Annotated in this window: 27 protein-coding genes and 5 pseudogenes; 13 read left to right on the top strand and 19 right to left on the bottom strand. The window is 53.9% G+C overall.

Annotation, left to right across the window (positions count from 1 at the left end):
* Positions 1-687: 687 nt before the first annotated feature.
* The 7 genes and pseudogenes from DOCECA_RS13290 to DOCECA_RS13260 form a co-directional block, all read right to left on the bottom strand.
* Positions 688-1,494, bottom strand: a complete 807-nt coding sequence (locus DOCECA_RS13290) for a hypothetical protein (protein WP_445570637.1) — start codon at positions 1,492-1,494, stop codon at positions 688-690.
* A 227-nt stretch (positions 1,495-1,721) separates the two neighbouring features.
* Positions 1,722-2,210, bottom strand: a complete 489-nt coding sequence (locus DOCECA_RS13285) for a hypothetical protein (RefSeq protein WP_445570636.1) — start codon at positions 2,208-2,210, stop codon at positions 1,722-1,724.
* Positions 2,210-2,512 carry a hypothetical protein gene (locus DOCECA_RS13280; RefSeq protein WP_445570635.1) on the bottom strand — a complete coding sequence of 101 codons (303 nt, stop codon included), beginning with the start codon at positions 2,510-2,512 and terminating at the stop codon, positions 2,210-2,212. Before DOCECA_RS13280 ends, DOCECA_RS13285 begins: the two co-directional genes overlap by 1 nt.
* On the bottom strand, positions 2,509-2,712 hold the full coding sequence (locus tag DOCECA_RS13275) for a hypothetical protein (RefSeq protein WP_445570634.1): 204 nt from the start codon (positions 2,710-2,712) through the stop codon (positions 2,509-2,511). Before DOCECA_RS13275 ends, DOCECA_RS13280 begins: the two co-directional genes overlap by 4 nt.
* A 170-nt stretch (positions 2,713-2,882) precedes the next feature.
* Positions 2,883-3,290 carry a hypothetical protein gene (locus DOCECA_RS13270; RefSeq protein WP_445570633.1) on the bottom strand — a complete coding sequence of 136 codons (408 nt, stop codon included), beginning with the start codon at positions 3,288-3,290 and terminating at the stop codon, positions 2,883-2,885.
* Positions 3,291-4,012: 722 nt separating this feature from the next.
* A pseudogene (locus DOCECA_RS13265) lies at positions 4,013-4,315 on the bottom strand (hypothetical protein); the annotation flags it as partial.
* A 44-nt stretch (positions 4,316-4,359) separates the two neighbouring features.
* Positions 4,360-5,316, bottom strand: coding sequence for a tyrosine-type recombinase/integrase (locus DOCECA_RS13260; protein ID WP_445570632.1), 957 nt, complete (start codon positions 5,314-5,316; stop codon positions 4,360-4,362).
* A gap of 249 nt (positions 5,317-5,565) precedes the next feature.
* On the opposite strand from DOCECA_RS13260, the gene DOCECA_RS13255 reads away from it, so the two are divergent.
* Entirely contained in the window at positions 5,566-6,210 is a 645-nt protein-coding gene (locus DOCECA_RS13255; protein WP_445570631.1) for a hypothetical protein, read from the top strand.
* A 182-nt stretch (positions 6,211-6,392) separates the two neighbouring features.
* Here the strand turns inward: DOCECA_RS13255 and DOCECA_RS13250 are convergent, their stop codons facing one another.
* From DOCECA_RS13250 to DOCECA_RS13240, 3 genes are all read right to left on the bottom strand, one after another.
* Entirely contained in the window at positions 6,393-6,950 is a 558-nt protein-coding gene (locus DOCECA_RS13250) for a nuclear transport factor 2 family protein (protein ID WP_434648302.1), read from the bottom strand.
* 141 nt (positions 6,951-7,091) lie between these two features.
* Positions 7,092-7,733 carry a hydrolase gene (locus DOCECA_RS13245; RefSeq protein WP_434559751.1) on the bottom strand — a complete coding sequence of 214 codons (642 nt, stop codon included), beginning with the start codon at positions 7,731-7,733 and terminating at the stop codon, positions 7,092-7,094.
* 180 nt (positions 7,734-7,913) lie between these two features.
* Positions 7,914-8,324, bottom strand: coding sequence for a hypothetical protein (locus DOCECA_RS13240; RefSeq protein ID WP_434648299.1), 411 nt, complete (start codon positions 8,322-8,324; stop codon positions 7,914-7,916).
* A gap of 256 nt (positions 8,325-8,580) precedes the next feature.
* On the opposite strand from DOCECA_RS13240, the gene DOCECA_RS13235 reads away from it, so the two are divergent.
* Together DOCECA_RS13235 and DOCECA_RS13230 are read left to right on the top strand one after the other, a co-directional pair.
* Positions 8,581-9,492: a LysR family transcriptional regulator gene (locus DOCECA_RS13235; RefSeq protein ID WP_434648296.1), complete on the top strand. Its 912-nt coding sequence runs from the start codon at positions 8,581-8,583 to the stop codon at positions 9,490-9,492.
* A 711-nt stretch (positions 9,493-10,203) separates the two neighbouring features.
* Positions 10,204-10,638 carry a hypothetical protein gene (locus tag DOCECA_RS13230; protein ID WP_445570630.1) on the top strand — a complete coding sequence of 145 codons (435 nt, stop codon included), beginning with the start codon at positions 10,204-10,206 and terminating at the stop codon, positions 10,636-10,638.
* A 321-nt stretch (positions 10,639-10,959) separates the two neighbouring features.
* Here the strand turns inward: DOCECA_RS13230 and DOCECA_RS13225 are convergent.
* Positions 10,960-11,085 (bottom strand): annotated as a pseudogene (locus tag DOCECA_RS13225) (IS3 family transposase); the annotation flags it as partial.
* A 485-nt stretch (positions 11,086-11,570) separates the two neighbouring features.
* On the opposite strand from DOCECA_RS13225, the gene DOCECA_RS13220 reads away from it, so the two are divergent.
* Together DOCECA_RS13220 and DOCECA_RS13215 are read left to right on the top strand one after the other, a co-directional pair.
* Positions 11,571-11,801, top strand: a complete 231-nt coding sequence (locus tag DOCECA_RS13220; protein ID WP_420765760.1) for a hypothetical protein — start codon at positions 11,571-11,573, stop codon at positions 11,799-11,801.
* A gap of 100 nt (positions 11,802-11,901) precedes the next feature.
* Positions 11,902-12,105: a hypothetical protein gene (locus DOCECA_RS13215; protein ID WP_420765924.1), complete on the top strand. Its 204-nt coding sequence runs from the start codon at positions 11,902-11,904 to the stop codon at positions 12,103-12,105.
* 124 nt (positions 12,106-12,229) lie between these two features.
* Here the strand turns inward: DOCECA_RS13215 and DOCECA_RS13210 are convergent, their stop codons facing one another.
* Entirely contained in the window at positions 12,230-13,114 is an 885-nt protein-coding gene (locus tag DOCECA_RS13210) for a LysR substrate-binding domain-containing protein (RefSeq protein ID WP_434559735.1), read from the bottom strand.
* 107 nt (positions 13,115-13,221) lie between these two features.
* Here DOCECA_RS13210 and DOCECA_RS13205 point away from each other — a divergent pair.
* Positions 13,222-13,638 (top strand): annotated as a pseudogene (locus tag DOCECA_RS13205) (PACE efflux transporter); the annotation flags it as partial.
* Positions 13,639-14,651: 1,013 nt separating this feature from the next.
* On the opposite strand, the gene DOCECA_RS13200 reads toward DOCECA_RS13205, so the two are convergent.
* Together DOCECA_RS13200 and DOCECA_RS13195 are read right to left on the bottom strand one after the other, a co-directional pair.
* The gene (locus DOCECA_RS13200) at positions 14,652-15,176 is read right to left on the bottom strand and encodes a DUF2867 domain-containing protein (RefSeq protein ID WP_186707503.1); all 525 of its coding nucleotides are present in this window, start codon (positions 15,174-15,176) and stop codon (positions 14,652-14,654) included.
* Between the two features lie 24 nt (positions 15,177-15,200).
* Positions 15,201-15,845, bottom strand: a complete 645-nt coding sequence (locus DOCECA_RS13195; protein WP_445570629.1) for a DJ-1/PfpI family protein — start codon at positions 15,843-15,845, stop codon at positions 15,201-15,203.
* A 126-nt stretch (positions 15,846-15,971) separates the two neighbouring features.
* Between DOCECA_RS13195 and DOCECA_RS13190 the strand changes: the two genes are divergently transcribed.
* The 4 genes and pseudogenes from DOCECA_RS13190 to DOCECA_RS13175 all read left to right on the top strand — a co-directional run bounded on the left by DOCECA_RS13190 (position 15,972) and on the right by DOCECA_RS13175 (position 18,631).
* Positions 15,972-16,532: a TetR/AcrR family transcriptional regulator gene (locus DOCECA_RS13190; RefSeq protein WP_445570628.1), complete on the top strand. Its 561-nt coding sequence runs from the start codon at positions 15,972-15,974 to the stop codon at positions 16,530-16,532.
* 391 nt (positions 16,533-16,923) lie between these two features.
* Complete coding sequence (locus DOCECA_RS13185) at positions 16,924-17,535, top strand: hypothetical protein (protein ID WP_434648282.1); 612 nt, start codon at positions 16,924-16,926, stop codon at positions 17,533-17,535.
* A gap of 103 nt (positions 17,536-17,638) precedes the next feature.
* A pseudogene (locus DOCECA_RS13180) lies at positions 17,639-17,828 on the top strand (AAA family ATPase); the annotation flags it as partial.
* A gap of 215 nt (positions 17,829-18,043) precedes the next feature.
* On the top strand, positions 18,044-18,631 hold the full coding sequence (locus tag DOCECA_RS13175; RefSeq protein ID WP_445570627.1) for a PACE efflux transporter: 588 nt from the start codon (positions 18,044-18,046) through the stop codon (positions 18,629-18,631).
* Positions 18,632-18,714: 83 nt separating this feature from the next.
* Here the strand turns inward: DOCECA_RS13175 and DOCECA_RS13170 are convergent, their stop codons facing one another.
* Positions 18,715-19,143 carry a DUF2628 domain-containing protein gene (locus DOCECA_RS13170; RefSeq protein WP_420765766.1) on the bottom strand — a complete coding sequence of 143 codons (429 nt, stop codon included), beginning with the start codon at positions 19,141-19,143 and terminating at the stop codon, positions 18,715-18,717.
* A gap of 305 nt (positions 19,144-19,448) precedes the next feature.
* On the opposite strand from DOCECA_RS13170, the gene DOCECA_RS13165 reads away from it, so the two are divergent.
* Both DOCECA_RS13165 and DOCECA_RS13160 read left to right on the top strand, forming a co-directional pair.
* The gene (locus DOCECA_RS13165; RefSeq protein ID WP_445570626.1) at positions 19,449-20,159 is read left to right on the top strand and encodes an AzlC family ABC transporter permease; all 711 of its coding nucleotides are present in this window, start codon (positions 19,449-19,451) and stop codon (positions 20,157-20,159) included.
* Positions 20,156-20,464, top strand: a complete 309-nt coding sequence (locus tag DOCECA_RS13160; protein ID WP_186707518.1) for an AzlD family protein — start codon at positions 20,156-20,158, stop codon at positions 20,462-20,464. The genes DOCECA_RS13165 and DOCECA_RS13160 overlap by 4 nt, the downstream gene beginning before the upstream one ends.
* Before the next feature lie 48 nt (positions 20,465-20,512).
* Here DOCECA_RS13160 and DOCECA_RS13155 read toward each other — a convergent pair whose 3' ends face one another.
* Together DOCECA_RS13155 and DOCECA_RS13150 are read right to left on the bottom strand one after the other, a co-directional pair.
* Positions 20,513-20,719, bottom strand: a complete 207-nt coding sequence (locus DOCECA_RS13155; protein ID WP_420765768.1) for a hypothetical protein — start codon at positions 20,717-20,719, stop codon at positions 20,513-20,515.
* 232 nt (positions 20,720-20,951) lie between these two features.
* Positions 20,952-22,163, bottom strand: a complete 1,212-nt coding sequence (locus tag DOCECA_RS13150; protein WP_445570625.1) for an MFS transporter — start codon at positions 22,161-22,163, stop codon at positions 20,952-20,954.
* Positions 22,164-22,292: 129 nt separating this feature from the next.
* On the opposite strand from DOCECA_RS13150, the gene DOCECA_RS13145 reads away from it, so the two are divergent.
* Positions 22,293-22,781: an anti-virulence regulator CigR family protein gene (locus tag DOCECA_RS13145; RefSeq protein WP_434606717.1), complete on the top strand. Its 489-nt coding sequence runs from the start codon at positions 22,293-22,295 to the stop codon at positions 22,779-22,781.
* Positions 22,782-22,797: 16 nt separating this feature from the next.
* Here DOCECA_RS13145 and DOCECA_RS13140 read toward each other — a convergent pair.
* Positions 22,798-22,929, bottom strand: a pseudogene (locus DOCECA_RS13140) (metal ABC transporter ATP-binding protein); the annotation flags it as partial.
* A gap of 40 nt (positions 22,930-22,969) precedes the next feature.
* The gene (locus tag DOCECA_RS13135) at positions 22,970-24,820 is read right to left on the bottom strand and encodes a sigma-54-dependent Fis family transcriptional regulator (protein ID WP_434648274.1); all 1,851 of its coding nucleotides are present in this window, start codon (positions 24,818-24,820) and stop codon (positions 22,970-22,972) included.
* Positions 24,821-24,979 lie beyond the last annotated feature (159 nt).

The following is a 24,979-nucleotide window of genomic DNA, read 5'->3' as shown; positions in this document are numbered from 1 at the left end:
CGGTTTATGATGGGCGAACACCCTTCGCTGGGTTTATTCCTGTTTTCCTTGCAGATTTCAATCGAATTGCATTCCATCTGTGAGGGAATTGGAGATAAAGCTAGACGCGCTTAACTCAATACGCCCACACCCCTATATGGAATGCGGCCTGTAGGTCAGGTAGGCGCGCAAATTCAGGTTTGATGGTGTAGTGGTGATCCTGATACGTTCCTGAATGTTCACCTGTTGTATTCTGTGTGAGGCACACAGGAGATTGTCATTCAGGAAGTTACTTCTAGAGTTTGTCAACTCTAATACAAAAGAGATGTCCGCCAGTGAGCCGAAGGTGAATGCTTTTACAGAGGTGGATAAGCGAAGCCCACCAGCTTGTGATCTCCTTCTGTGAATACAGGATAGGTTATTACTGTCGTAACGACAGAAGAGTTGTTCTACAAGATCATGCTTTTTAATTAGAGGGGTCTTGCCCCTCTCTTCTTTCTTGTCTCTAACACCTTGCCTGTGGTTACTATCACAGAATATTCTATTCAAAGCTTCGCTTTAACAGTCGTTCGCTTCGCTTCTCTCTTATCCGACCATAATTAAAATTGCGATCAATCCTGACGGGACGACCGCAGTGCTTCGCCATACCACTCGCCTCGCTGGCTCTAAGGTATGGTGGTCGCGGACCAGCGATTCGTCGCTGGCGGGTTACACAAGCCTCCCCTCAACTTTTTCCAACCAGCCTTGAGATGTAACGAAGTCTAGGAACGGATCAGTGCGTGACGGCTCCGGGTAATACTTCAGACTGTTTGCATTGGAACGATGACCACCAGACGCATTTGCATGTGATCGCAGTACAGGCGCATCAGATGTCCCTTCAAGTGCGTCGGTGAGCGCTACAGAGCGTTCCAGCAGCATATCCAGCGGTTCCCCGCCATAACCCTTCACTGCCAGTTTCAGCAAATGACGTTTCGCTGCATACAATTGTTTGCGTTGGGCAACGTCAGCCTCTTCGCTGTCTTCTCTCCAGCGTGTGGCGTGAAGCTCCATAAACTGGTGCGTGCAAATTTCAATTCGGCTCATCAGATCGGCGGCAGCGGCTTCCAGAAATTCCCGACCCGCAGTCGGTGCTTCCTCATCAACCCAATCCATCACGAACAGGGCATTGCAATCTTCCTGTGCCGCACCGAGTCGCACCTTTTCTCGGACACGCTTGATGACGTTGCTGTCATAGTTGCTGACATACCGGCCTGTAGTGCTGTCCCAAGTACTGCCATACTCCTGGTGCAAGATGTCGCGTAACTCGTAGTCACGAATGCCATGCGACCTTATAGCCAGCTGATACACACGTTCTACTGATTTATCGAATGGGGTATTGATCGACTTAACCTTCGCAATTCCTCTGGTCAGGCTCTTGACTTTATAATCTGTCAGGCCAGTTTTCTGCACAATCTTTTCGATGGACATTCCTGCTTGACGTAGCTCGATAGCGTGTTGCTCTGTTGCATTGCTCATGGATTGTTCTCCCTTTTTCAAATTCAAGTCATAGGCATTCCTCTCGGTAGCTGCCAGATGAGTTTTGGTGAGTGGCAGACGGAAAAAACCACTCTCAGTTCTCCGCCGCCGTCGAATGGAACCATTCTCTAAAAATGGCGTCAAGCACCTTTGTGTTCTCTAAACAAAAAATTAGTTCTCTAAATAAAAATCAATTTTCTGAATGAAAGGTGCTCCACCCGCATCACTTAATCAGGAATAACAAGTTCCGCAAAAGTAGCGTCAACTTCTGCTTGAATGTCGGCAAGAAGTTTGGCTTGTTTAGCTTCTTCACGCTTACGCTCTTTATCTTGAGCGGTTTGGATCAACTGCGCAGTAAGTCGTTGCTTGTAACGATCACGTTCAGATTCCAACCAAGCAACGTATGACTGTTTTGTTTGAGCGTCGATGATTGCAAGGTCTTCTTGTATCAAGTGGTCTGGTTTACGCATAAAGCAGTGGTGTTGCAAGTTTGTACTGGTAATAGGGTATTGCTTGCTTAGGGAATAGCCTTCAGCGGTTAACTCGATTACCTTGACAATCATGTCATATAAAAACTCAGCGAACACATGCGTATGACTCTCTTGGGAAGAATGGTATTCCGCATGGCGAGCAGTAATATGTTGGCTTAGTTCTTGCTCGTTGTACTTTGGTGGTACGCCTTGGATTGTAATACGGTCGTTTGTCTTGTTGGTCATTATACTGGCTTCCTTTTTCTGTGGATGAGTTGAATCATGTTGGTGATGAGGGTTGTGCGGTAACGTTCTTCGTCAGCACTGAGCTTGTCAGTGTTGGTGGCTTTGGTGCTCTTGGTCGTGGTGATTGAATTGTCAGCATTTTGGAATATAGCAATTTGAGCCTTCAAGTCAGCCATCGTCAGAAGTTGTTGTTGTATTTTTCCCTGAACTGATTGTATTTCTTGTTGCTTTGCTTGTTCTTTCTCACGTCTTGCAAGTGCTCTGGTAAATCCAGTCATGAAGTAATCTGGATTAGCACTCATAGAAGTTCGTCCTGCGCTTGACGCAATACTTCAACACCGTACTCTGTTGTAAGTTTGTCAATGCTATCTGTAGCCCTTCGATATTCTTGTTTGTCACCTGTAGTAACCGCCGATTGCTGGACATACAGACAATGCTTGATTTGAGCAACAGCGAGCAGACGCTCTAACATTGGTGTGGTAATTGTATTGAATTCTTTCACTTGGTTTTCCTTATTGGTTTGTTGTATTGGAAGTGGTGAGGTATGACTTATTTGGTAAATCCAGCCCTTATAAACCGTGGCTTGTAGAGGCGCCAAAACGACATGGCATAGGGTAGCCAGGGTACACAGTACCGCCTCTGTAATCGCGTTGCAGGAGCTTCTACCGGTATCTATCGGTATCTGCTTAGATAAGCCTTGGCTACCAATGTACCGGTGAAGAATACTTCCGACAGGTCGTGATGGTCGGCATTTGGATTACATTCTATCCAGTGCCGTATAGTTGACTCACGGTCAGTTGGTACAGCTGATTCACGTTCATTGACGTAGCGAGTGGTTACTGGTTTAACCTTACTAGTCTTACCATTGCTCACTTGGTCTGCAATGAATCCAGAACGTAACATTAGGTCACCAATGTCGATGAGTGTCTGACATTGACGTGACATTGAAAGCAGGTGTTGAAGCGACTTGGCGTTGGCGAGAATGTATCGGTGTGTTGCGGTGTCAGTTGGGTTCTCAGTTTGATTGGTGACATTGATAATCAGGTTGGAACCACGGTAGAGTACAATGTATTTGTTCAATTTCTATTCCTTGTCGATAGTGATCCTCTACTTCTGGTTAAAGTCTTTAGGATTGAATGGGTGTGTTGTGCTGTTATATGTTTGTTGTTACTGTTTTCTTCTAGTCAGCTTTTCTGAGATTGTCCAGAACTTGACTGATCATAGTCTGGAGAGTGTGTTTGTAGTTGGTGCGACCTGTCATCGACATGATTAATTGCAGTTGCTCAACGGCCTCGTCGTTCAACTTGATGATCATTGTGCACATTCGCTTTGCACTGCACGATCAACCACAAACTTGTTGAATGATACGCCAGCAGCATCAGCAGCTGTGGTAACAAGTGCATGGTTAGTAATGCTGAACATGATTCGTTCTGGAATCATCGTAACCTTAGATTGTCTCCATGCCACGTTCCTGCATTTACTTGAACAGGTGGTGCAGTGACTGCGTTTGTTAATTAATGGAATATTGCACGCACGACAGAGTCGTGTAGTCATAGGAATCTACCTCGATAGTTATTGTAGTTGAAAGTGTTTACGAAATGTCCAGGACGGACAAAGCAAAAGCCAGACCTATGAGGAATGGCTCTGGGAATTTAGTAGTGAAGGATCGACCTCGACACTCACTTACTAAAGAAGGAGGGCAGAAGTAAATGAGTTACCGACAGTGAATGGCTTACACTGGAAACGGCTGAAGTCGTTCAACTCCACGATAAGAACATGATAACACGAATTATTCTCATTTGTCAATATCTGTCACAACTGATTTTGACACTTTTTTCAACTTTATTCTTCAAAGTCAAAATTGAAGAGTTGGGTAACGAAAGATGTCTCAGTGCTTCGACTATTGCTTTGATAGGAATACGGCTTCCGTACACACCGAATGTTACGGCAGAGTCTTCGTGACCGGCTATACGCTTGATTAGTGAGTCCTGTACGCCGACGTCCCGCAGGTCATCGATCATTGTGTGGCGGAAGCAGTGGAATGTTTTCTTGGGATCGGTGATGCCCATTTTGATCCGATACCAACTGAACCATTTAGATGGGGAGAGGCAGCCAACCCCAATTCATCATGGCTGCCCGCCCGGTTTGATCAGTCGATTAGGTGCAGTACGTCCCTGACATTCAGGTGGGAGTAGCGCGCTACGGATCGTGTATCTCTATGCCCTGATACGATCATGATCTGGGCGTTGTTGAATCCCTTTTTCGCGACGTTCGTGATTCTGGTGTGCCTGAGTTGATGCAGCCTGACGCTACTATCTAAACCTGCCTTTACGCGTGCTAAGCGCACAGCCTGAGTTACGGCGTGCGGTGTGACGGTGAACACTTGACCGTTAGGGTGACGTCCCACAGTGGCCCAAAGTTGGGCGAGGTGGAGAATTTCAACAGCGCGGCGGGTGAGGGGGACAGACCGTGTGCCGTTCTTTCCGTCGATCACATCTGCAATGCGATCACTGAGGTGCAGGCAGTCTTTCGTTAGCTTCAGGATTTCAGAGCGTCGCATCGCAGTTTCGTATGCTAGTTCTACGATGAGTTTCATGGTGGGAGAGAGCTTTTCCAGCAAACGCTCAAGCTCACTTGCCCTGATCACCTTGTCCGAAGACCGGTCTGGCTTTGGAAGTGCGATATCACTCACAGGATTATGAATGTCGATCAGCAGGCCGCGTTTGGCAAACCGGTAGAACCGCGACATGAATGCGAGCTGAGTTCTGCACGTGGAAGGCTTGACCTTCCTCAATCGCATGATCTTGAAGTCGTTGATCATCTGCGGCGTGATTTCGTGAATGGGCTGAGTGAAGTGCCTACCTAGGTGTTCGACGATTTTCAGCGCGTGGTCGTAGCTACCTTTCCCCTTGAGCATGGTTTCGCAATAGGTCATGCCTAGCGTGTAGATGGTGTGGTGCTTGGGATCCATCGTCACGGCTTCAAGCTGATTGGCCCATGACTGAGCTTCGGCTTTGGTAGTGAAGGTTTTTGACTGCGCAGATTTACCCTTTACCCGTACCTGAGCGTTCCAGTTGCCGGACGGAAGTAAGCGTATATTGGCCATTTTTGACGCCTCATAATGTGAATGGGCGTTCTGTGAAATCCAAGAGCACCAGGGCTGGGAGCTTGCTCCTAGCAGACCTTGACATGGTGGGGGTCGTTGGTTCGAGTCCAATCGCGCCTACCAAACAAAATCCGCTCTGCTGGGCGGTCTAGAAGGGCTCACCGAAAGGTGGGCCCTTTTTTGTTGTCTGTTGCGGCTGGGTTTGTTTTGTTTCCAATCAGCGAACTTCGAATACATAGGGATATGGTCATGCGAGTTGTCACTCTCGTAACGCTTTTTGGTGTCGGACTTGCGGGTTGTTCTGGAATTCCTTCAGTTCCATACGAAGAGCCTGCTCAATCCGAGGCAATTGCGCGTATTCGTGTCATCACCAACTCCGATGTGTACGGCGATAGCATCGTTGGCAGTTGTGCTCCTGCTACCCGGCACAAGATGGCTCAAGCCGGACGTTTCGGGCGTGACGGGACGGCGAACATCAACTATCCGCAGTACCCTCTTAATTCGGCAAGCATTGGCATGCCGAAACGAGTTTCGCCTACTCTTGCCCAGTACATCCCTGCCATTCGGATGGGCGAAGGGGCATACAAAGAGGTCGTAGCCGAGTATCGCGTCAGGACTGACCTTCCATTTCAACTTGCGACCCTGGGCGCGACCATAGGTGGCAATGGCAGCACTTACTGGTCCTGCGGTGGCCAGGCACTCGTTTATAAGCTGGAGCCAGGGAAGGATTACGAGGCTTTGGTTGGGGTGGGCACCAGGCCAAACAAAGATGGCGAGCAAGCGCTTCTCTGCGTGTTAGCGGTTCTCGAAGTTACCACTTTGCCTGGAACCTCAATTGTGATTCCCCGAAAGTTGGAGCCTGCAGCGCCTCCGCAGGTGGTTTGCAAAAACTGACGAGCTCAGCCGGCTGCCGAATCCCCCTAGGAAAAAAGACGAAAAAGGGGACAGATTTACTTTCGCTGCGCTGTGAGTTCCGTCAAATGGATTCGCTTGGTTGGATCAGGAGCCGGCTAGAAGGTGAACTCGGCCCATGTCCCTCTTTTCCCACCAAATGGTTTTCGCGTGCTCGCGGATGATTAATCTGCCTTCACCGTAAAAGGGGCTGAATCCGCTGATATCTTTACCATCCACGAACCCGACTGTCTGAACGAACTCGCCGATGCATAGGTATCTTCCATAAACTGGAAATAAATCATCTTGCCGTCACGTACCTTGGCATGGATGGAAAACGGTGATGTGAATACGTGTCCCACTGCCACGGATCGGTAGGTGAACTTGCCGAAAACTGCAACATCCTCACCGGATGCCATTTTAGTGCTGATGGTGAAGTCTTCAATCTTCCAATAATCCGATACCTGCATGAATAAGGAACTAAAGGCTTTCGGGCCCTTGTTAGTTCCGGTCCAGGGCATGATTTTTTTTAATTCTGGATTGTCGAAGTTGAGAGAAACGTAAGTTGCGTCCGGAGCTGCCAGCTTCGCTGCAGCGGCTTCAACCTTATCGGGCGCGGTATTGGCCAGAAATTCCATGACTACCGATAGCGCAGCAGCAGCCTTCGCTTCGCTAGTGGACGGTGCCGCCACAGCGTTAGCAGTCGAAGCGTCAGGTGACAAATTGGTCTCAGACATGGTCATGTGCGTTCTCCGTTTTTAACTATTGTTTGCAGTACGTTGGGGGGACGGGGCGATGGAGGACTGGCTCTTGGATTTCCTCGACACAGGGTAGCGGCGGCTGCTCGAGCCGCCGCTACTGTCCACCCGAAGGTGAGGCCGGTCTTAGTTGGCGCCTTTTGCGACGGGTTTCTCCGGGTTGAACCCGTCATAACTTTGGAAAACTTCCATGAAGCCCGGGACGGTTTCCTTACGAGCCCAATCGCGCTGGAACTCGCAGTACAACTGGACGCGGCTGGTCATCTTGCCGCCGGCTTGCTCAATACGACGGAGCCCAGCCTCGTGGGCCGCCACCGAGGTACCGCCCACTGCGTCCACGGGGACATATACTTCGTAGCCTTCCAGAAGCGCATCAAGCGCAGGGAACGCCAAGCACACCTCTGTCCACAGCGCGGTCACGATAAGTTTGCGACGTCCGAGCGCTTTAACAGCCTGTTTGAATTCGACATCTTCCCAAGCATTCACGGTGGTGCGGTCGTAGATCGGAAGGTGACCGAGGACGTCCTGCAATTGCTCAATCGGTGGTTTGTTGAGGCCGGACGAGACATTCACCGTCGTATGAACGACTGGAACGCCATAACTCACCGCCGCTTTTGCAAGGCTGGTGATGTTAAAGACCAGTTCCTCGCGCGGCATCGAGCGGATGGAGGAGACCTGAATCGGCTGATAATCAATGATCAGAAGTGCTGAGTTCTGAGGCGTGATGAGATGGTCGGTATGTGGATTACGCATCGTTTCGCTTGTCATGGATAGCTATCCTTGTTGGGTGAAATGGAAGATCAGCTCATGCCTGTTTTCTTTAGGCGAAGCCGGTCCAAACTCGACATACATATGTCGAATGCCTTGGAGTGCTTTAGCTTTTTTAAGGGGCGGGTCGTGGTTTGGATCCGTGCGGCTCAGGGTGTAGCGATCAGGTAAAGCGAGGCTTTATGCGGGGCGCATCGGGCGGTATAGCCCCAGGCTCGACAGTGCGAGCCCCAGAACCCAGAACAGTGGGCCCGACAGGCCGGGCCACATCGAAACATAGCCGGGAAAGAGCATGTAAAAGATGAAACCGAGATCGACCACGCTGATGACCAAGAGGTTGATCCACCACCCGCGAACGTCGTTACGCCAGTTCAAGACGATTGCGACGATGAGCGCGATAATTGAAAGCCAGAAGAGATTCCAGGCGTCCTGCAGCACGCGCCCCCGAGGCATGCCTTCAGCCATGGATTGGCCGAGCTGATAGATGGACCAAGCGGCATTGACGTGTAGCAGAGCCCAGATGATGTACGCCAAAGCGCCCGCTTGGGCGAGTCGAGAAGTGGTGTTCGCGGCGACGTTCGGATGTGGCATGAGAGTCCTAGGAATATGGCGCTAGCAGTGGACGCAACGGTCTGACCGAGGGCAAACAACGAAGCCCCCTGAATCGTGAATTGCCCGACGTGCCTTGCGACGGCAGAAATCGAACTGCGGCAAAAGTACGCCAGTTCCAGTTCTCGAAAAACTACCAATCCAAGGATTGACTGTTCTCGTTTGGAGCACAATCGGGAAGTATTCAATAAACGGGCTATTAGTTGATTCCTGATGCTGCGGCCCGCACAATCCGCCAATGGCTGACCGATTCGAAGATATGCGGGCGTTTGTTGCTGTCGTCTCAGCCGGCGGGTTTGCTGCGGGCGCGGAACGCCTCGGCATCGTCAAGTCGGCGGTGAGTCGCCGAGTTCGGGACCTCGAGGACAGGCTTGGGGCGCGGCTATTTGACCGGACGACGCGCCGTGTCCAGCTCACGGAAGCGGGCCGTGATTTTCATGATCGCGCCGTCGAGTTGCTTGCGGGGCTTGAAGAGGCAGAGGAAGCCGCTTCGAGCGCAAGCAAGGCGTTGAGGGGGCGTATCCGTATCGCCGCTCCGGTCTCATTCACAGCGCACTGCCTGGCACCGGCAATAGGCCAGTTTCTGAACCGCCATCCCGCAGTCTCGGTCTCCATCGACACCGATGATCGAACGGTCGATCTGATACGCAACGGCTTCGATCTCGCGATCCGCATCGCGCGGCTTCCAGACTCATCTCTCGTGGCTCGGCGGCTCGTTACCATCCGGCACGTGTGCGTCGCCAGTCCGGCACTTCTAGAGCGCCTCGGGATACCGCAAAGTCCCGTTGAATTGTCGCGCTTTCCGGGCGTGACTTATTCTAATGTCGAGGACGCTCACTATTGGAAATTCACCGGCAACGTCGTGCCATCAGTGACCAGCCGGCTCGACTTCGCCAACGGCGATGCCATTCGCGAAGCGGCCATCGCAGGGCTTGGCGTAGCGGTACTTCCAACCTTCATCGCCCATGACGCGGTACGGCGCGGAGCGCTTTCTATTGTGCTCGCGCAATATATGCGACCACCAATCGCAATGTATGCGGTGCATCCGTCAATGCGTAATCAAACCGCGCGAGCGCGGGCATTCATCGACTTTCTTGTCGATACGTTTGGCGGTGAGCCATTCTGGGATCGGGATCTGCTTGACAGTTAGGTTTGGAGAAAAGGGGACACAGAAAAAGGCAGAAAGGGGACGACAGAAAAGACTACAGATTTATTTTAGCTTCGCTGCATTACGAGTCGCTATTAATCGATTAGCTTGGATCAACGGCTGCACGGCTAGAAAATAAATCCGACCCCTTTTGTCCGAAGCAAATAACTCAAGTTATAACGAGATTTAATTTTGACGAAAAATTCTTATAGAAATGAGAAGGCGGCCTGCTGGGAAATATGCTTTGCTTAGTCCTGTAGTGCATCGGATAAAGGCGATTGACTATCGTTTTTTATAAAGCTTCCGCGCGTTAGTATTTAAAAAATTATAATCGAGGTTTTAGTCATGCTCTCTTATGTCAGAATTTTTTTGATAAAAATATTAATAGCTGCCAGTTTCTTTTCCGTGAGCAGTGTTCATTCGGCCGACATTAAAAAAGAAAAAAATTGTTACGACGAACTGGCAGGACTTGACGAATGGCCGCTCAAATCCGGACTAAGCATTAGAAAGGATGCCCTTGGAAATTTGCATGCTGCTTTCGGTCGAGATAAAGGTAAGTGTTACTTGTAATATTTAGAAGGAGCAATCGTATGGGATGGAGAGAAAGCATATCCAAATGGCCTCAAGGTGAGTATAAGGCCAGAAGAACCTAGTTATTTTACAGTGCTACTTGCGTTTGGAGATGATAATGGGTGCAGCGACTTGATGACTTGCTTGAAGAAGTCAGGCCAAAGCGAGTCGCAGGCGCATAGAAACAGTGTGATTGTAAATCTTAATAATTATCCAGGATTTAGCTTTCATTTAAATCAACCCCCTCCTGGCGCATCGAATCGCGACGCTTTGCATCTCCTTAAGTATGAGGAAAAGACAACGAGTGGCGCCGTACAAAGAATATTTGAATGCCACGGTTTAAGGTCAAAAAGCGTCAGTCGACCCAGCGAGACAAAAATTGATCAGATGAGCGAAATGAATTTTTCCGAACTAAGCACTATCGATTTTTCAAATAATAAAAGTTATTGCGTACTAGAATTCCCCTCTTTCCGTTTCCGTGCTGGGGGAGGGCGGCTGACATTGAATATTTATCAGCTAAACGAAGCTGCACAAGCAATGCCACACATAGAAAACTATCTTTCTAATGCAATAAAATAGGGGTGCATATGAGTTGCATATTTTCTGAGGCTGAGAAGAATAGGATTTTAGAGGCTGTGTCAGTGAGTTTAGGGCTGCTTTTTCAAGCAGGGAGAGCTTTACCCTATACAGCCGTTTAGGGGAAAAAGGGGACAGATTTACTTTCGCTGCGCTGTGAGTTTCCATCAAATGGATTCGCTTGGTTGGATCAGGAGCCGGCTAGAAGATAAACTCGGCCCATGTCCCGCTTTTCCCACCAAATGGTTTTCGCGTGCTCGCGGATGATTAATCTGCCTTCACCGTAGAAGGGGCTGAATCGGCTGATGATTGCGGTCAAATCTAGTTGTACCTACGCATCAGAAAATGTCTGATATCGCGCTGGGCTTCTTGAGCCGTTCTGTAACCCGTGGTCGGTATCCATTCCGTTTTCAAGCCGCGGAACACGCGCTCCATTGGCGCGTTGTCCCATAAACACCTCAATCATCCACTCGTCGCAGACATAGCACTTCCTGCCCAAGCAAGCCCTCTCAAATGTATGCGCAGAACTGCGCTGCAGACAGGAGAGAGATTATGGTGATTGACAATAACGGTCCGGAAGCGCCATACCCAGGGCCAAGTGAGGAAGCGCCTGATACAGGCAAAGGACATGGATCTGGTCTTGATCAGGCTGAGTCTGAGCCAAAGCAGGGCACTGGCGAGAGGCCAGAGGATTGGAATCCGCCGCCTGGGAATCCCGGATCCGACCAGGATGCCCAGACGAATCGTGGCAACGGCGGTGCGAAGTAAGCTACAGCGGATGCTGATGATTCCATGGAACCCGGCCACAGAGCCGGGTTTTTATCATCTGACAGGTGGACGATTGATATGGCGTAGTCACTGAGCGAAGGTCAGCCAGTTGAAACTTCCGCCATTACGAGACGATCTCCTAAACATCAATGAACAGGAGATCAGTCATGAAGTGCTATCTATGCGCGATGGAAGCGAAGCGGTCCGAAGCGGATCAAAGTGGAGAGCTTGTCGACTGCGGTGACTGCGGCACCTACAAAATTTCAAGTCTTGTGCTCAAAGAGTTGGAGAACAAGAAGTTCGATTATTCTAAAATGCGCGATGACCTTCACCGTCAGCGGCAGTTTAATGCTACTTCTGTCGCCGAGATCAACACAGAGACGGCCATCTGGGCTTGAGTGGCGCGCTCTTCGATGCTTATGCGCGCTTTCGGCTAGCAGGTGGTATAGGCCGCAACGCAAAAGGCCTCGAACCACCCTGAAAGAAGCGTCCATGAACATGCCAAAGAAACAGCCAGATAACAAAACGACAGCAAGCGCTGCCGAAATCGAGCGATCTATCCAGGCGCTCAACAAGATGGCTGAGCGCCTGTGGGGAGATGGCCGGGAAGCTGAAGCACAGGCGCTGTTAAAGGCTCTGGATGCGTTAAACCGCGCCCTTGATCGTATAAGAATCGGGGAAAGCCGTAGAGTGCTCCATTGAAGGCCTGATGTGATGCCGGGCTTCTTTGTTTTATCGTCAGGCGTGAGTCGCTCGTTCAAACACCTCGTTCGCCCATTGGTTCAGGCTTTACCCGCCAATAGCTCCTTTCTTCGTGCGTTCCGACTCAACCAACATTCTGCCCCAACACCCACTCACTGAAAGCCCTCACCTCAACCTGCCGCTCCCGCCCCGGTACGCACACCACCGTATATCGCGCACCCGCCAAGCGAATCTCGGGCTGATAACCAACCAGTTGCCCGCGTGCAACCGCTTCCGCAACCAGCACATTACTGGCAAGCACCAGCCCATGCCCGGCGACCGCTGCCTGCAGAGCGTGCTGTTCCTCGTCATAGCGGCGCAGGCGCGCGTTTTGCAGCCAACCCAGGGTGCCGGACTTGGCGCACCATGCAGCCCAGTCCACCGTGACGTTTGTGCTGCTCAGCCAGGGGACGTCAATCAGTTCGATGGGCGAGCCCGCTGCGGGTGGTTGCCAGTCGGGGTGGCAATACGCGCCGAAATATTCTTCCAGTAGAGGTTGCTCGAGCAGTTGAGGATCCGAGGTGAAGAGGGCGCGGATCGCCAGGTCGATGCTGGCGTCACGTCGCAGGTCGATCACGTCGTTGCTGCTGTGCAGCCTGAGGTCGATCTCAGGATGTCTTCGATGAAAATCTCCGAGCCGAGGTATCAGCCACAGGCTGGCGAACGCTGGCGTTGTGCTCACCACCAGCGATTGTGCGGTACATGATGGCGATAGCGTTTGCAGGCCATGTTGGATATCGAGCAGCGCGCGGTGCATGTAGGGCTGGAGGCGTTCGCCGTCCGCGCTCAGCCGCACATTTTGACTGGAACGCTCGAACAGTCGCACGCCGAGAAACGCTTCAAGGCTTTTGACCTGATGGGAGATCGCCGCCGGGCTGACGTTCAGTTCCTGGGCCGCCGCCTTGAAGCTGCCCAGCCGTGCGGCGGATTCGAAGCCGCGCAAGGCGGTAAGGGGCAGTTTGGCGAACATGGGCGGGGAAGTTACTCAGGTTGAGCGAGGCTCAATTTAGCTCAATTGTGGGCCGGCGCTCAACTTGCCAGGCTGTGGTTCCCTTCCGCCATTCGTGGAGACAATCGATGCAAGGCGCCTCTCGCAAAATTCTTCAGGCCGTGCTCTATGAGGCCGGTGGTGTGCTTTTTGTCGCGCCATCCCTCGCGCTTATCTATGAGCAGGGAATGGGCTATTCAACCCTGCTGTCCTTGGTGATTTCCGCCGTTGCGCTGGGCTGGAACATGCTTTTCAACGGCCTGTTCGAATGGTGGGAGCGTCGTCAACCCAACCGCCATCGCAACTGGCGGCGCCGACTGCTTCATTCCCTTGGGTTCGAGGGCGGCTTGACCCTGATTCTGACGCCGGTAATTGGAGCCTGGTTGGGTATCGGCCTGTGGTTGGCGCTGGTGACGAATCTTGGATTATTTGTGTTTTTCTTTTTTTATTCGCTGGGTTTTCAGTTGATATTTGATCGAGTGTTCGATGTGCCACTTTCGGCGCAGTCAGATCAGGGATCTACGGCGCAGTCCGCTCAGCACATGGCCGGAACACCCCAGCACTGTCGCGCATCTACCGAAAAACGCACAATCGGAGTGCTCGGCAGTGGATGTGTACAGGATCGAGTTCGAGAACGACCGTTGGACACTTTATAAATCCCATGGCTACAAACCGATCCGCCAAGCGGACAGCCAAGGCGAGTTGATCGATCATGTTCTTGCCTTGACGCAGGGAGAGGGTGTCGTGGTTCGGTTCATTGCAGACGGCGGTATACGCGAGGTGAGATTGGGGGATGTGCAGGGGGACGAACCGCGTTCTGATTGAAGTGCCAGCGCCATGGTCTGCCCAACCCCATATCAATGAGCGAGAGGGCACACCAATGGCCGACGAGGAAGGGAAAAGGGGACGGTTTTTTTTGCCGCTGCTGTAAAACTTCGATGTAGGAGATTTCTGAAAATGTCCTCAAGCGCGCTAATCAGGCCCACCCTGGCGACCCGCAACACACAGCGTCTGATCGATCAAGTCGGATAGTGGTTATTCGAGTCGAAATCCATCCTGAATTTCGGGCTGATATCGAGTTGGCACTCGCAGCCCATCCTTTTGCACTAAGACCGGATAATTAAAGTTTTTACCGTCTGCATGGTTAGCAAAGGTCAGACACTTCCGAGTTACATGGGGTGTGATCAGCCATATCACGAGCCGGCAGCGGCTCGATCCGGCCAACTTCGCCATATTCATATCGCTCTACCACCCCAAAAGTTCAGGGCTTCCGATCGGCAAGCCTAAAGAAAATGCGACATAAAGCGGCCGCAGTTGGATGCCGCTTTAGTCTACGTACAGGGCGAGCTTTACGAAGACCGATACATGATCCTGGCATTCGCGCCGTATGAATCCCCTTTGCCAATTTCTTAGCTCAAAACCCTGGTCTGTTCCTAGTCTTTCGCCGTCCCTTTTTGGGGGCGGCTTCGCCACTCAGCGGGAGCAAGCTCCCTCGCCACGGGGTTTGTGGTGTCGCGGCTCAGGCAGCCAAAGGCCAACCAATGCGCGCTGCGCGGCGCAGGCTCGCCTTAACAACCAAGCGATGAAATGGCGCAATCACGAAGATATAGGCCCGGCCCAGACGGTTGTGACACTGGACCACGGTTGAGAAAACCAGTTGGCGACTACCTTCCTGCTCTACCTCTCCAGAGCACAGGATCGATATGCGGAAGTCGAGGTGCTTGTCGTCCTCTCCCAGCACGATTTCAGTCTGGTCGGTGCTGTAGACCTTGAAGATTTGAATACGATGAGCAAGTGTTGCCAAATGCCTGGCTGTCTTGAGCCCAAAACAGGCAACGACAGTGTCTCGGACTTTCATGAGCCATCCGATCCAGGATGGCTGGTGGGAAAGGATGAATCGGGCGAGCACCTCTGGATCGCTGGATGTGCCCGCAGGGAGGCGAATCGCAAAAGCGTCCGCCAGGTTCGTCGACTTGTAAAGGTGGGTGACGCCGGACCTCGAGGGGACGGGCACGGACATAATGAGCTCAAATTCTCGGGGCATCGGAGATCTCTTCCTGAGTGCTAACTACCAATTAGATGACATGCCTTGTCGCGTTTCTTGTTGGGAGGCGGCCACTTCTCCTTGTCGGATACTGAGCCCGATCAGCGCATCATACAGCGCCTGCTGCCCGGCGGGCAGGACAGGGAGCAGCGTCGCGCGGCGCTTGTCGGCATCGAACCAGGACTCAACCAACCATCCCACCAGATAGAGCGCCGAAAGGCATCCGCCAGCGGTTGCGACGTTGCCCTGGCATACAAGAGGCTGGTCCACGGGCTCAAGCCCAAGGGCTTGCAAGCCCGATCGTGCATCCGGGTGTGTCGTTGCTCGGCCGCTGAGCAGCCCAAGCCGTTGGAGAATGAAAGTGCCGGCGCAGATGGAGCCGATTCGCTGGCGTTTCGGGTCAAGTTCAAACGACGGTAGGAAATCCGGGGAGGCCAGTGCGGCGGGTATTCCTTCCTTGCCGCTGGCGAACAATACCGCGTCGGCACCATTGGCCTCGGAAAGCGGACCGTGCACCGAAACAGGCAGGCCATGCGCCGATCGTACGACAGGGCTGGAACCCAATATTCGGACGTGCCAGTCCTCGGTGTTGCGGCCTAAGATGTCCCACATCAGGAATAGGTCGATATCGGTGAATTGGTCGAAAGCAACCAGGACGATTTTCTTCAAGGCGAGCTCCATGAAAAGTGCTGGCGTGCAAAACGCAACGGCCATCTTTGCTGGTGTTCGCAGGGTATCTATCGGTTGCGCGCCATACACAGTCTGTATGGTGCTAAATAGGGAGTGAAATAACGAATGGAAAAACTAACGCGTCACCATTGGATCGCGGCAGGTTTCGAGGCCCTCGATCAGACAGGGCATATTGGCGTGTCAGCCGAGAGTCTATCGCGCCGTTTGAATGTGACCCGCGGATCGTTCTATCACCATTTCCGCAATCGCGATGATTTTGTCCGCACCTTGCTGGCCGCTTGGGAAGAAGACTACACGGAGCGCATGCTCGCTTTTGCGGCCCAGGGTCGTAGCGCGGGCGAAATCTTGAAACGCTATTTGAATATTGCCGCTGAGAAACAACCTGGGCGGGAAGTCTCCATCCGAGCCTGGTCGCTGCACGATCCGTTGGTGGCCGAGTTTCAGCAGCGTGTAGACACACGACGATTGGACTTCGCGATACGGACATGTCGTCGCTTGGCCCATAGGCCAGGCGAAGCAGAAGTGATGGGGCAGGTGGCCCACCTGTGCCTGATCGGGGGGCAACAGGCAGGGCTGCGGCGCGATGCCGCTCGTTTCAACCGTTTCGTGCATCGAGCTTTTTCACACTTCGAAGGGGCTCTCCCACCGTGGCGATCCAGGTCGTGAGAAGCATAAACAAGGGACGTCCGTGATCTGATAGCGTCGTGTAAAAGGGCCATGAATGGGCCGTTTGAATGGGCAAACCATGTGTTCCGATGTCTATTCGGAATGAGGACCGTTAATGCCGTACAACTACACGAATGGCCGCTACCTGGTCTTTGGGATCCCAGCTCCAATCCGATGTACCTCCGGGCCCTCTCGATACTCAGCATGACGATCTCCATGAATGCTGGAGCGACGTTATCAAATGCATGGGGAGAACATTTGATCGTTCTTGCGGTTTCTGCTTTCTACGCCAGCGCGTATGAAAAAAGCCTTCAATAGCGGCGGTCGCTGTCTATTTCCGATAATCTTTCACGCCGGAACCCGGATCACCCACGCAACTCAAGGAAGAGACATGAACAGGACGCTCTGTACCGCACTGAGTCTTTCGATTATTGCGTCATCTGCCGGGTGCGCCTCACAAGCTGTAAAGGAACCGTTTAAAGCGCCCCAGATTTACGGTTATACCTTGGGTCAGCCGCTTTCCAGCGATGAGTTCAAGGCGCTTTCCGCTACCGGAGGCGAGTCGCTCACGGGCTCCAAGATTTACAAGCGCGTCGATGAGCAAGGCGATACCTACGAGGTCTTGCTCGATCATCAGATTCGCCCAGATCTCATTACGAAGGCGAGTCGTGCTTTTGTCAGTCAGCCTGAATGTGAGGCTGAATTTGAGGTACAGGTCGCACAGTTGAAGCAGCTCCTTGCCAGTCACGAAGACCGTACGCCAGTGATGGGTGATCGTTATGTCAGCTTGAGCACCACGCAATGCAATGTTGACCGGTATGATCAATCCCAAACCTATCGTTATGCCCTGATCGTGTCCGTGGACACCGTCGCCGCTCCCTTGAAACGAAGCCTGGGCGATAAGATCCACGATGCCTACGGGGCCGTCGGGATGACTGTGTTCGTCATCGCCCTGTTGCCGTTTGCGTTGGTTGCTTTGGCCGTTGATAAGGCCACCGATTGAGTTTCGTTCGGTCTCGGTTTTCTGTAGGAGAGGTAGTCCGCAAGGCCCCTTCTTGGAAAACCGCTGCCTGCACTGGGTTAGCTCATTGGTCAAAGGACATGGAATGCTCATTGTTTTCAGCGGTCTTCCCGGCACCGGCAAAACCACTATCGCCCATGATCTCGCCGCTACGACAGGCGCCGTGTACCTGCGGATCGATACGATTGAGCGGGCGGTTAGAAACTCGGGGGCGCTTGCGCAAGATGTGGGGGCGCAGTGGCTACAGGATCGCCAATGAGCTTGCCCTGAGTAATCGGCCTGGGGTGGATTGGCAGAAACATCAGGTGCAACCAATACTCCACCCCAATAACCACTCACTAAAAGCCCTCACCTCCACCTGCCGCTCCCGCCCCGGTTCGCACACCACCGTATATCGCGCGCCCGCCAAACGAACCTCAGGCCGGTAATCAATCAACTCCCCCCGCGCAACCGCGTCCGCAACCAGGCCATCCTCTATGAAGCTGGTGGTGTGCTGTTCGTGGCCCCGACGCTGGCGCTGACCTACGAACAAGGAATGGGCTATTCAACCCTGCTGTCCCTGGTGATTTCCGCCGTTGCGCTGGCTTGGAACATGCTTTTCAACGGCCTGTTCGAGGAGTGGGAGCGCCGCCAACCCAGCCGCCATCGCAACTGGCAGCGGCGGTTGCTGCATTCCCTTGGATTTGAAGGCGGCTTGACGCTGATCCTCACGCCGGTGATTGGCGCATGGTTGGGCATCAGCCTTTGGTTTAAAGTGACTCGTGTTAACCAGACTCAATATGTAGCCAACGCATGCCCTACGGAGCACCGTAGGGCCAATGCATCATTTTTTAAGTTGTTCGCGAACATCGGCCACCATCGGCCCAGCAGCCTTCACCGCTGCCTTGAGTACTTCTTCAGTCACCCCGAACTCATTCGCCCAGTACTTCAACTCCCAAGCTTCGGTAATGTTGATGCGGTTCCTGTCCTGCGGCCCGCGGTTGCTCAGGTCATCTGCCATTGTCGAGTTCCCTATGTAAGGCCTGGTATCGCCAGGCGACATGGGGTAGACAATTGGGAGGCGCTATCTGCGCAATAAAATTGCCCAAATTTCCACGACTCGGAAACAAAGAGCCCGCACACTCATAACGAGGCGCGGGCTCTTGAGACCCAAGCCTGCATTCAGAGACGCATGCCTTTGAACGGGTTCCAGCCTTGCTCGCCTTTCACTTCCTTGAGGTAGTACGCGTAGTTGGTCATCAGCGCATACATCATCGACATGGCGATGCTCAGACCCGTGCTCAACGGCCGCGGAAATTCCATCCCAATGATGGCGAAAATGACGCTCAAGGCGATGTTGATCGCCAGGAAAATACCCAGCAGGGCCAGGTTCTTCTTCCAGAGGCCCAGGACGAACAGGTAGATAGGGCCGAAGAAAAATGCGATCACGTTTGCATTGATCAGTATTTTTTTCTTGAAGCCAGGCAGCGCCTTGAAGGCTTCCTTGTAGCGCGGGTCGCTTGGCGCACCGTAGGTGTTAAAGAAGTCGAAGCGTTCCTGCCACTTGGTGCTGTATTTACCAGTGCTTTGTACTTGTTCAGTCGTGCTCATTTTCAAGGTTCCTGTTTTCCATAATTAATTTTTCTTTCTTCCAAGAAATCCTGTGCTCTGGTTTAGAACATTGGCTGCTTTGGTCTATTTGTCGAAAACGCACGTGAATCTTTCAGAGGCGCCCATTTTGCCGCTTTAAGGCTGGAGGTGTGGAACATTCCGCACTGGCCGCTTGTGCGGTCGCCTGGTCTGTGACGGGCTTCACTCTATTGATTTGCTGGATTGCCCGCTAAAAAGTTCTCGGCATACAGAATCAGCCTCATACTCCCAGTTTTACGCCGTGGAAAACCAGAAGAGGCGATGTTTTGTCGAACGATCAATCCAATCTGTATGAGCTGACGCTGAAGCAAGTCTACGACGGTTTCAAGCAACTGATCCCCATCTCTCTTTTTGTCGTCGTGTTCGGTGTTGCTTTCGGCCTGGCGGCTGCACAAACGGGCCTGAGTGACACGTCAGCCGTGCTCATGAGCACGCTGGTTTTTGCCGGCGCTTCTCAATTTGCCGCGCTGGATCTGTGGGGCCAGCAAGTGCCGGTCGTTCCGCTGATGATCACTGTTTTCGCCATCAACGCCCGGCATTTGTTGATGGGCGCGACGCTTTATCCGTGGTTACGGGAGCTACCCGTTGCCAAACGATACGGTGTCATGTTGGTTGTTTCGGACGCCAACTGGGCCATGGCGATGCAGGCGTTCAACCGGGGCAAGCCGGGACTGGGGATTTTATTCGGTGGCGGCATTGCACTCTGGATCACTTGGATCCTGGGAAGTTGGCTGGGACTTCATTTTGGCAGCGTCATCGAGAACCCGGTCAGTTTCGGGCTCGATATGGTGATGGGCTGTTTCTTGTTGGCGATGGTCGTGGGTGGGAAGAAGAACCTGCGCATGTTCATCATCTGGACCGTGGCGGCATGCTCATCGCTATTGGCCTACTGGTATTTGCCGGCTAACAGCCATGTCGTGGTGGGTGCTCTGGCGGGGGGCGTTCTGGGCGCAGTGTGGATGGAGAAACAACAATGAACATTGAAACGGCGGGTTATGGCACCTTGCTTGTCATCTTGATCATGGCCGCAGTAACCTTGGCCACTCGGTGGGGCGGTGTTTTCGTGATGTCGTTCGTGCCGATCAACTATCGGGTGCAGCAGTTCATCACGGCCATGTCCGGCTCGGTGTTGGTGGCCGTGCTGGCTCCGCTGGCGGTTAAAGGTGACAACGGCGCACGCCTGGCTTTGCTGGCCACCGCAATCGTCATGCTGACGCTGAAAAAACCGCTGCCGGCAATTGCGGCCGGCATACTTGCAGCGGCTTTAGCCAGACAGTTTTGAACGGCCGAGTCGCCCGCTTACAAACGGGCGACGGCGCCCTGTCAACAGTCAAAAACTCAGCGCAGCCGCCTCCCCGAACGAGTGATCCTGTATACCCGTCATGAAGTGCAGCGACATCTCCTGTGGCGCCTCGATGGGCGGAATTTCAAAACTTCCCACCACCTGTCCCTGAAGCGCACTCAACCGCATCGACTCTTCTTCCTTTAACTTTGCCATTCTCGCGTGGTTCGCTGCGATTTCGTTGAGAGTTGACACGGTACATCTCCGTTTGCTGACCAAGCATTGATAAATGTGCTGCCGCGTCAGAATCATGTCGTTCTTGGCTGCTGAGACAGGCCAGTGCAAACCCTGAGCCAGACATGGCCGCCTGTAGATTCCAACATTTAACAGGTGACGAATGGTGGGTAGACGCGCATCGACGCTGGCAACGATGCAACCATGCCTCAAGAATAAGTCACTGATAATACAAGCCGAGGCTCCGGCGGGGTTAATCTGAATCGGTGCGGTAGACGCTTGTCCCCTGTGCTGATTGCCTGTTCATCACGACCACACCGACACCGATCAGGCTGGTAACCACCGCCAGCAGCACAATCACCTCCTGCGTCCCCACCGGTGCCGCCAACACCGCGACGAGCAAGCCCGCGAACGGTTGCGACAGGTTGTTGAGCAGCGTAATCACGCCGACGGTCTTGCCAAAGTCCTGTGGGGGAATGACCTGCTGACGGATGCTGCGCATGTACACGTTGAACATCTTGTCGAAACCGACGATCAGCAGGAAACCGACGACGTAGCCCCAGATGTTCGGGCTGAGCGCGGTGATGAAAGCGCCGAGGGCAATCAGCGTGTAGGAGAGGGCGCCGAGAAGTTTCAAAGGCAAGGTGACCCGGGCCAGGAGAAACAGGATGACGATGGTGGTCACGGCACCGGCCGCCTGCAGCCCGGCGTAATCATCTTTTCCGGCGCCATAGTGGCCGATGACCATGGCCGCCGACGTGGCGAGGGTGACGCCGATGATCAGGTTGACGCCCACCGCCAGGCTGATGACTTTTTTCAGTTCCGCCAAGTTGCGGATGTGACCCAGGGCAATGCGCAACGGGTTCAACCAGAGGTCGTGGTGTTGCTCGAAGGACTCAAGGGTGACCGAGCTGGTGCGTTGCCAGTACAACATGGCCAGGTCTGCCAGCAGGAACAGTCCGGCGATCGCCAGCAGCACCCAGTGCCACGCCCACACTTCAAGCAGCAGCGCTGCGACCAGCGGGCCCAGTACCAAGCCGGTCTGGTCGGCGATTTGCGAATAGGACAGCGTCTTGGTGTAGGTGTAGTGCTTGAAGATGTAAGGCATGACCACTTCGCGGGCCATGATGCCTTGGGTAGTCAACACGCCACAGAGGGCCGACAGGGCCACGATCCAATAGACACCGCCAAAGACGCCATAGAGCAAGACTGCGACGCCGCAGGCTGCGGCGCGATAGACCTGGCTGATGTGCAGGATGCGAATCGGCGGAAACTTGTCGCACAGCGCGCCGCAGATCGGGAACGCCAGGTAGCGTGGCAAGGATTCGACAAAGAACGCCAGGCCCGCCCAGGAGACGCTGTTGGTGGTCTGGAAGACAATCAGCGGGACGATGAACAGCAAGATCTGATCGGCCAACCGCGAGAGGAACATCGAGACGAAAAAAGCCAGGTAATCCTTGCGCATGAAGCTCCTTGATTGCGGTGTTCAGGGGTTTTCCGGTCCAGGCAAGCGACGCGCAGCGTGATATGGAACTAATATCACCGTCAGTCTCTATATCTTTACAGGGGATGTCCCTTCTTCGAGAGAACTGCCATGTTCAAATCGCGCTCGTTGATTGCCGCAGTGACCTGTTTCGCCCTGGCGGCCAGCCCTGGCATTGTTGTCGCGGACCCGGGAAACGGCAAGGGAAACGCTCAATTTGATCAAGGTCCCGGTCAAGGGCAAGGAGGCAAGGGCGGGCAAGGCAACAAGGGGCGGCAAGGGAATCCTGGGAACAAGGGCAACCAAGGTGGTGGCGATTGGCATAACGGCCCCAGCATCGATCGTGGCGGCATCCTGGGTGTGATTGGCGGTTATCGCGATTATTGGAGCCCCGGCCCGGCATTGCCGCCGGGCATTCAGAAAAACCTGGCCCGAGGCAAGCCGTTGCCCCCCGGCATTGCGAAGAAGCTCGATGGCCGGCTGTTGGGACGCTTGCCGCACTATGACGGTTATGAATGGCAGCAGGTCGGCTCGGACCTGATCCTGGTGGCGATTGCCACTGGCATCATTTATGAAGTGCTCAACGGTGCGTTCGACTGAGCCGGTGCTTCCAGTTAGGAAATGAAACCTGTGGGAGCGAGCCTGCTCGCGAAAGCGGTGTGTCATTCAGCATTGAGGTTGGCTGACCCGACGCCTTCGCGAGCAGGCTCGCTCCCACATTTTTTCCAGGTGTTCTCGGGTAGCGCATTTCCCCCTGCGGGAGTGAGCTTGCTCCCACAGGATTTGTATCAGCTTTCCAGCTGCCGCAGGCGTTTGTACAAGGTATTGCGGCTGACTCCCAGCCGTCTCGCCAGATGCGAAATATTCCCGCCCACGGCCTGCAACTGGCGGTTCAAGTCTTCAGCATCGTTGAGGTCCACCGTAAGTGGTTCGGGCGTTTCCACCGGCTCCATGTCCAGGTCGACAAAAAAATCGTCGGGCAGGTGCTCTGGGCGGATCGGTTGTTCCTCGGCCATCGCCAAGGCGACTTGCAGCACGCTGCTGACTTGCCGCAGGTTGCCGGGCCAAGGATGCCGCTCGAATAAATCCGTCACTTCACGGCTCAGGCCGGCCCATTGGGTCGGTTCGCGGTGATGTTCCCAAAGGCGTTTGAACAGCGCCTGCTTGTCGCTGCGTTCGCGCAGGGGCGGCAGTTCGAGGGTCAGGCCGCCGATGCGGTAGTACAGGTCCTCACGAAAACGCCCCAGTTGCACCTGTTCACGCAACGAACGGTTGGTGGCGGAGATGATGCGAATGTCCACCGGGAACAGCTCGGCGCTGCCCACCGGTTGCACGCAACGTTCCTGCAGGACCCGCAACAGCCTGGCCTGGGTCGGCAGGGGCATGTCACCGATCTCGTCGAGGAACAACGTGCCGCGATCCGCTTTGCGGATCAGGCCGATGCTGCCTTTTTGATTGGCGCCGGTGAAGGCGCCTTTTTCATACCCGAACAGTTCCGATTCCACCAGCTCCGCTGGAATGGCCGCGCAGTTGACCGCAATGAACGGCTGTTGGCAGCGCGAGCTGGCCTGGTGCAGAGCCTTGACGAACACTTCCTTGCCGACACCGGTTTCGCCGTGGATCAGCAGCGGAATATCTTTTTCCAGCAAACGCTCGGCCTGCCGCACGGCTTTTTCCACGCGGCTGTCGCCGAAGTGCAGCGAGTTGAGGCTGATGCCGGTATTGGCCGGTGCTGGCGTGGGCGAGGGCGCCGGTTCGGCGAAGATGCGCGGCTTGACCGAAACCTGTTTCGGTCGCCTGAGCACACACTGGAACCGATTGCGTCCGGAGGCCTGCAAGGCGAACGGCAGGCCGTCGGGCTGGTTCAGCAATTCCATCAGCGAGACCTTGAACAGGCTTTCAATGCTCACCCGCGACAGGCTTAGGCCCAACAGGTTGTCGGCGCGGCGGTTGGCCGAGAGCACTTGGCCGCTTTCATCGAAGATCAGCAGCCCGGCCCATTGGCTGTCGAGGTTGTTCAGGCCGGTGTTGAACGTCAGCTGGAAATGTTCACCGCGAAACAGGTTGAGGATCAGCCGATTTTCCACGGTCTGGCTCATCATCTTGACCATGCCCAGGGTATGGGAGGGCGGCAGGTAGCTGTCGCTGGAGACGTCCAGCACGGCGATGACCTTGCGCTCGGCATCGAAGATCGGGGCGGCGGAGCCGGTCATGAACCGGTTGGCCTTGAGGAAGTGTTCATCGTGTTCAATGTGAACGGCCTGCTCGCAGGCCAATGCTGTGCCGATCGCGTTGGTCCCGGTGCAGCGCTCCATCCAGCTCGCCCCGGCGCTGAAGCCATGGGCCAGTTTCGGTTCGATGAAGCGCTGGGTGCCCCAGGACGTCAGGACCTGTCCTTGATTATCGGCCAGCATGATCAGGCAATTGGAGTTGCTCAGGATGTTCTCGTAGTACGGCAGCACTTCCTGGTGAGTGGTCTGCACCAGTGAATGCTGGCTCTCCAACAACTGGGCAATACCTTCGGCCGGCAGTTGGTCGAACGCGGGCACGCTCTGGTGGTTCAGGCCAAAGGCACGGCAACGGGACCAGGAAGCCTGGATGATGGCCTCGTGGGACAAGGCAGGAGCAGGTGCGGCCATGGGGCACTCTCGCAGGTGCTGTTTTTATTGTTGTGGCAAGTCTCGCACAGAGTCCTTGTGCTGGGGCAGGCCCAAAACACCACATAGGTGTTCGGCCCTTGTGGGAGCGAGCAAGCTCGCTCCCACAAGGGCATGGCAGGCTAGCCGAAAGCGTTCATT

Source organism: Pseudomonas sp. E102, from assembly GCF_052660185.1.
Note: the sequence above shows the minus strand (reverse complement) of the source record. Positions and strands in the feature narration are given on the sequence as shown.

Bases quoted from the DNA above. Each gene is read 5' to 3' on its own strand.
- DOCECA_RS13150 (WP_445570625.1), bottom strand. From the start codon at position 22,163: ATGCGCAAGGATTACCTGGCTTTTTTCGTCTCGATGTTCCTCTCGCGG.
- DOCECA_RS13160 (WP_186707518.1), top strand. From the start codon at position 20,156: ATGAACATTGAAACGGCGGGTTATGGCACCTTGCTTGTCATCTTGATC.
- DOCECA_RS13170 (WP_420765766.1), bottom strand. From the start codon at position 19,143: ATGAGCACGACTGAACAAGTACAAAGCACTGGTAAATACAGCACCAAG.
- DOCECA_RS13240 (WP_434648299.1), bottom strand. From the start codon at position 8,324: ATGCCACATCCGAACGTCGCCGCGAACACCACTTCTCGACTCGCCCAA.
- DOCECA_RS13200 (WP_186707503.1), bottom strand. From the start codon at position 15,176: ATGCCCCGAGAATTTGAGCTCATTATGTCCGTGCCCGTCCCCTCGAGG.
- DOCECA_RS13245 (WP_434559751.1), bottom strand. From the start codon at position 7,733: ATGACAAGCGAAACGATGCGTAATCCACATACCGACCATCTCATCACG.
- DOCECA_RS13220 (WP_420765760.1), top strand. From the start codon at position 11,571: ATGAAGTGCTATCTATGCGCGATGGAAGCGAAGCGGTCCGAAGCGGAT.
- DOCECA_RS13145 (WP_434606717.1), top strand. From the start codon at position 22,293: ATGTTCAAATCGCGCTCGTTGATTGCCGCAGTGACCTGTTTCGCCCTG.
- DOCECA_RS13190 (WP_445570628.1), top strand. From the start codon at position 15,972: ATGGAAAAACTAACGCGTCACCATTGGATCGCGGCAGGTTTCGAGGCC.
- DOCECA_RS13135 (WP_434648274.1), bottom strand. From the start codon at position 24,820: ATGGCCGCACCTGCTCCTGCCTTGTCCCACGAGGCCATCATCCAGGCT.
- DOCECA_RS13235 (WP_434648296.1), top strand. From the start codon at position 8,581: ATGGCTGACCGATTCGAAGATATGCGGGCGTTTGTTGCTGTCGTCTCA.
- DOCECA_RS13210 (WP_434559735.1), bottom strand. From the start codon at position 13,114: ATGTTCGCCAAACTGCCCCTTACCGCCTTGCGCGGCTTCGAATCCGCC.
- DOCECA_RS13215 (WP_420765924.1), top strand. From the start codon at position 11,902: ATGCCAAAGAAACAGCCAGATAACAAAACGACAGCAAGCGCTGCCGAA.
- DOCECA_RS13255 (WP_445570631.1), top strand. From the start codon at position 5,566: ATGCGAGTTGTCACTCTCGTAACGCTTTTTGGTGTCGGACTTGCGGGT.
- DOCECA_RS13260 (WP_445570632.1), bottom strand. From the start codon at position 5,316: ATGGCCAATATACGCTTACTTCCGTCCGGCAACTGGAACGCTCAGGTA.
- DOCECA_RS13185 (WP_434648282.1), top strand. From the start codon at position 16,924: ATGAACAGGACGCTCTGTACCGCACTGAGTCTTTCGATTATTGCGTCA.
- DOCECA_RS13285 (WP_445570636.1), bottom strand. From the start codon at position 2,210: ATGACCAACAAGACAAACGACCGTATTACAATCCAAGGCGTACCACCA.
- DOCECA_RS13290 (WP_445570637.1), bottom strand. From the start codon at position 1,494: ATGAGCAATGCAACAGAGCAACACGCTATCGAGCTACGTCAAGCAGGA.
- DOCECA_RS13250 (WP_434648302.1), bottom strand. From the start codon at position 6,950: ATGACCATGTCTGAGACCAATTTGTCACCTGACGCTTCGACTGCTAAC.
- DOCECA_RS13280 (WP_445570635.1), bottom strand. From the start codon at position 2,512: ATGAGTGCTAATCCAGATTACTTCATGACTGGATTTACCAGAGCACTT.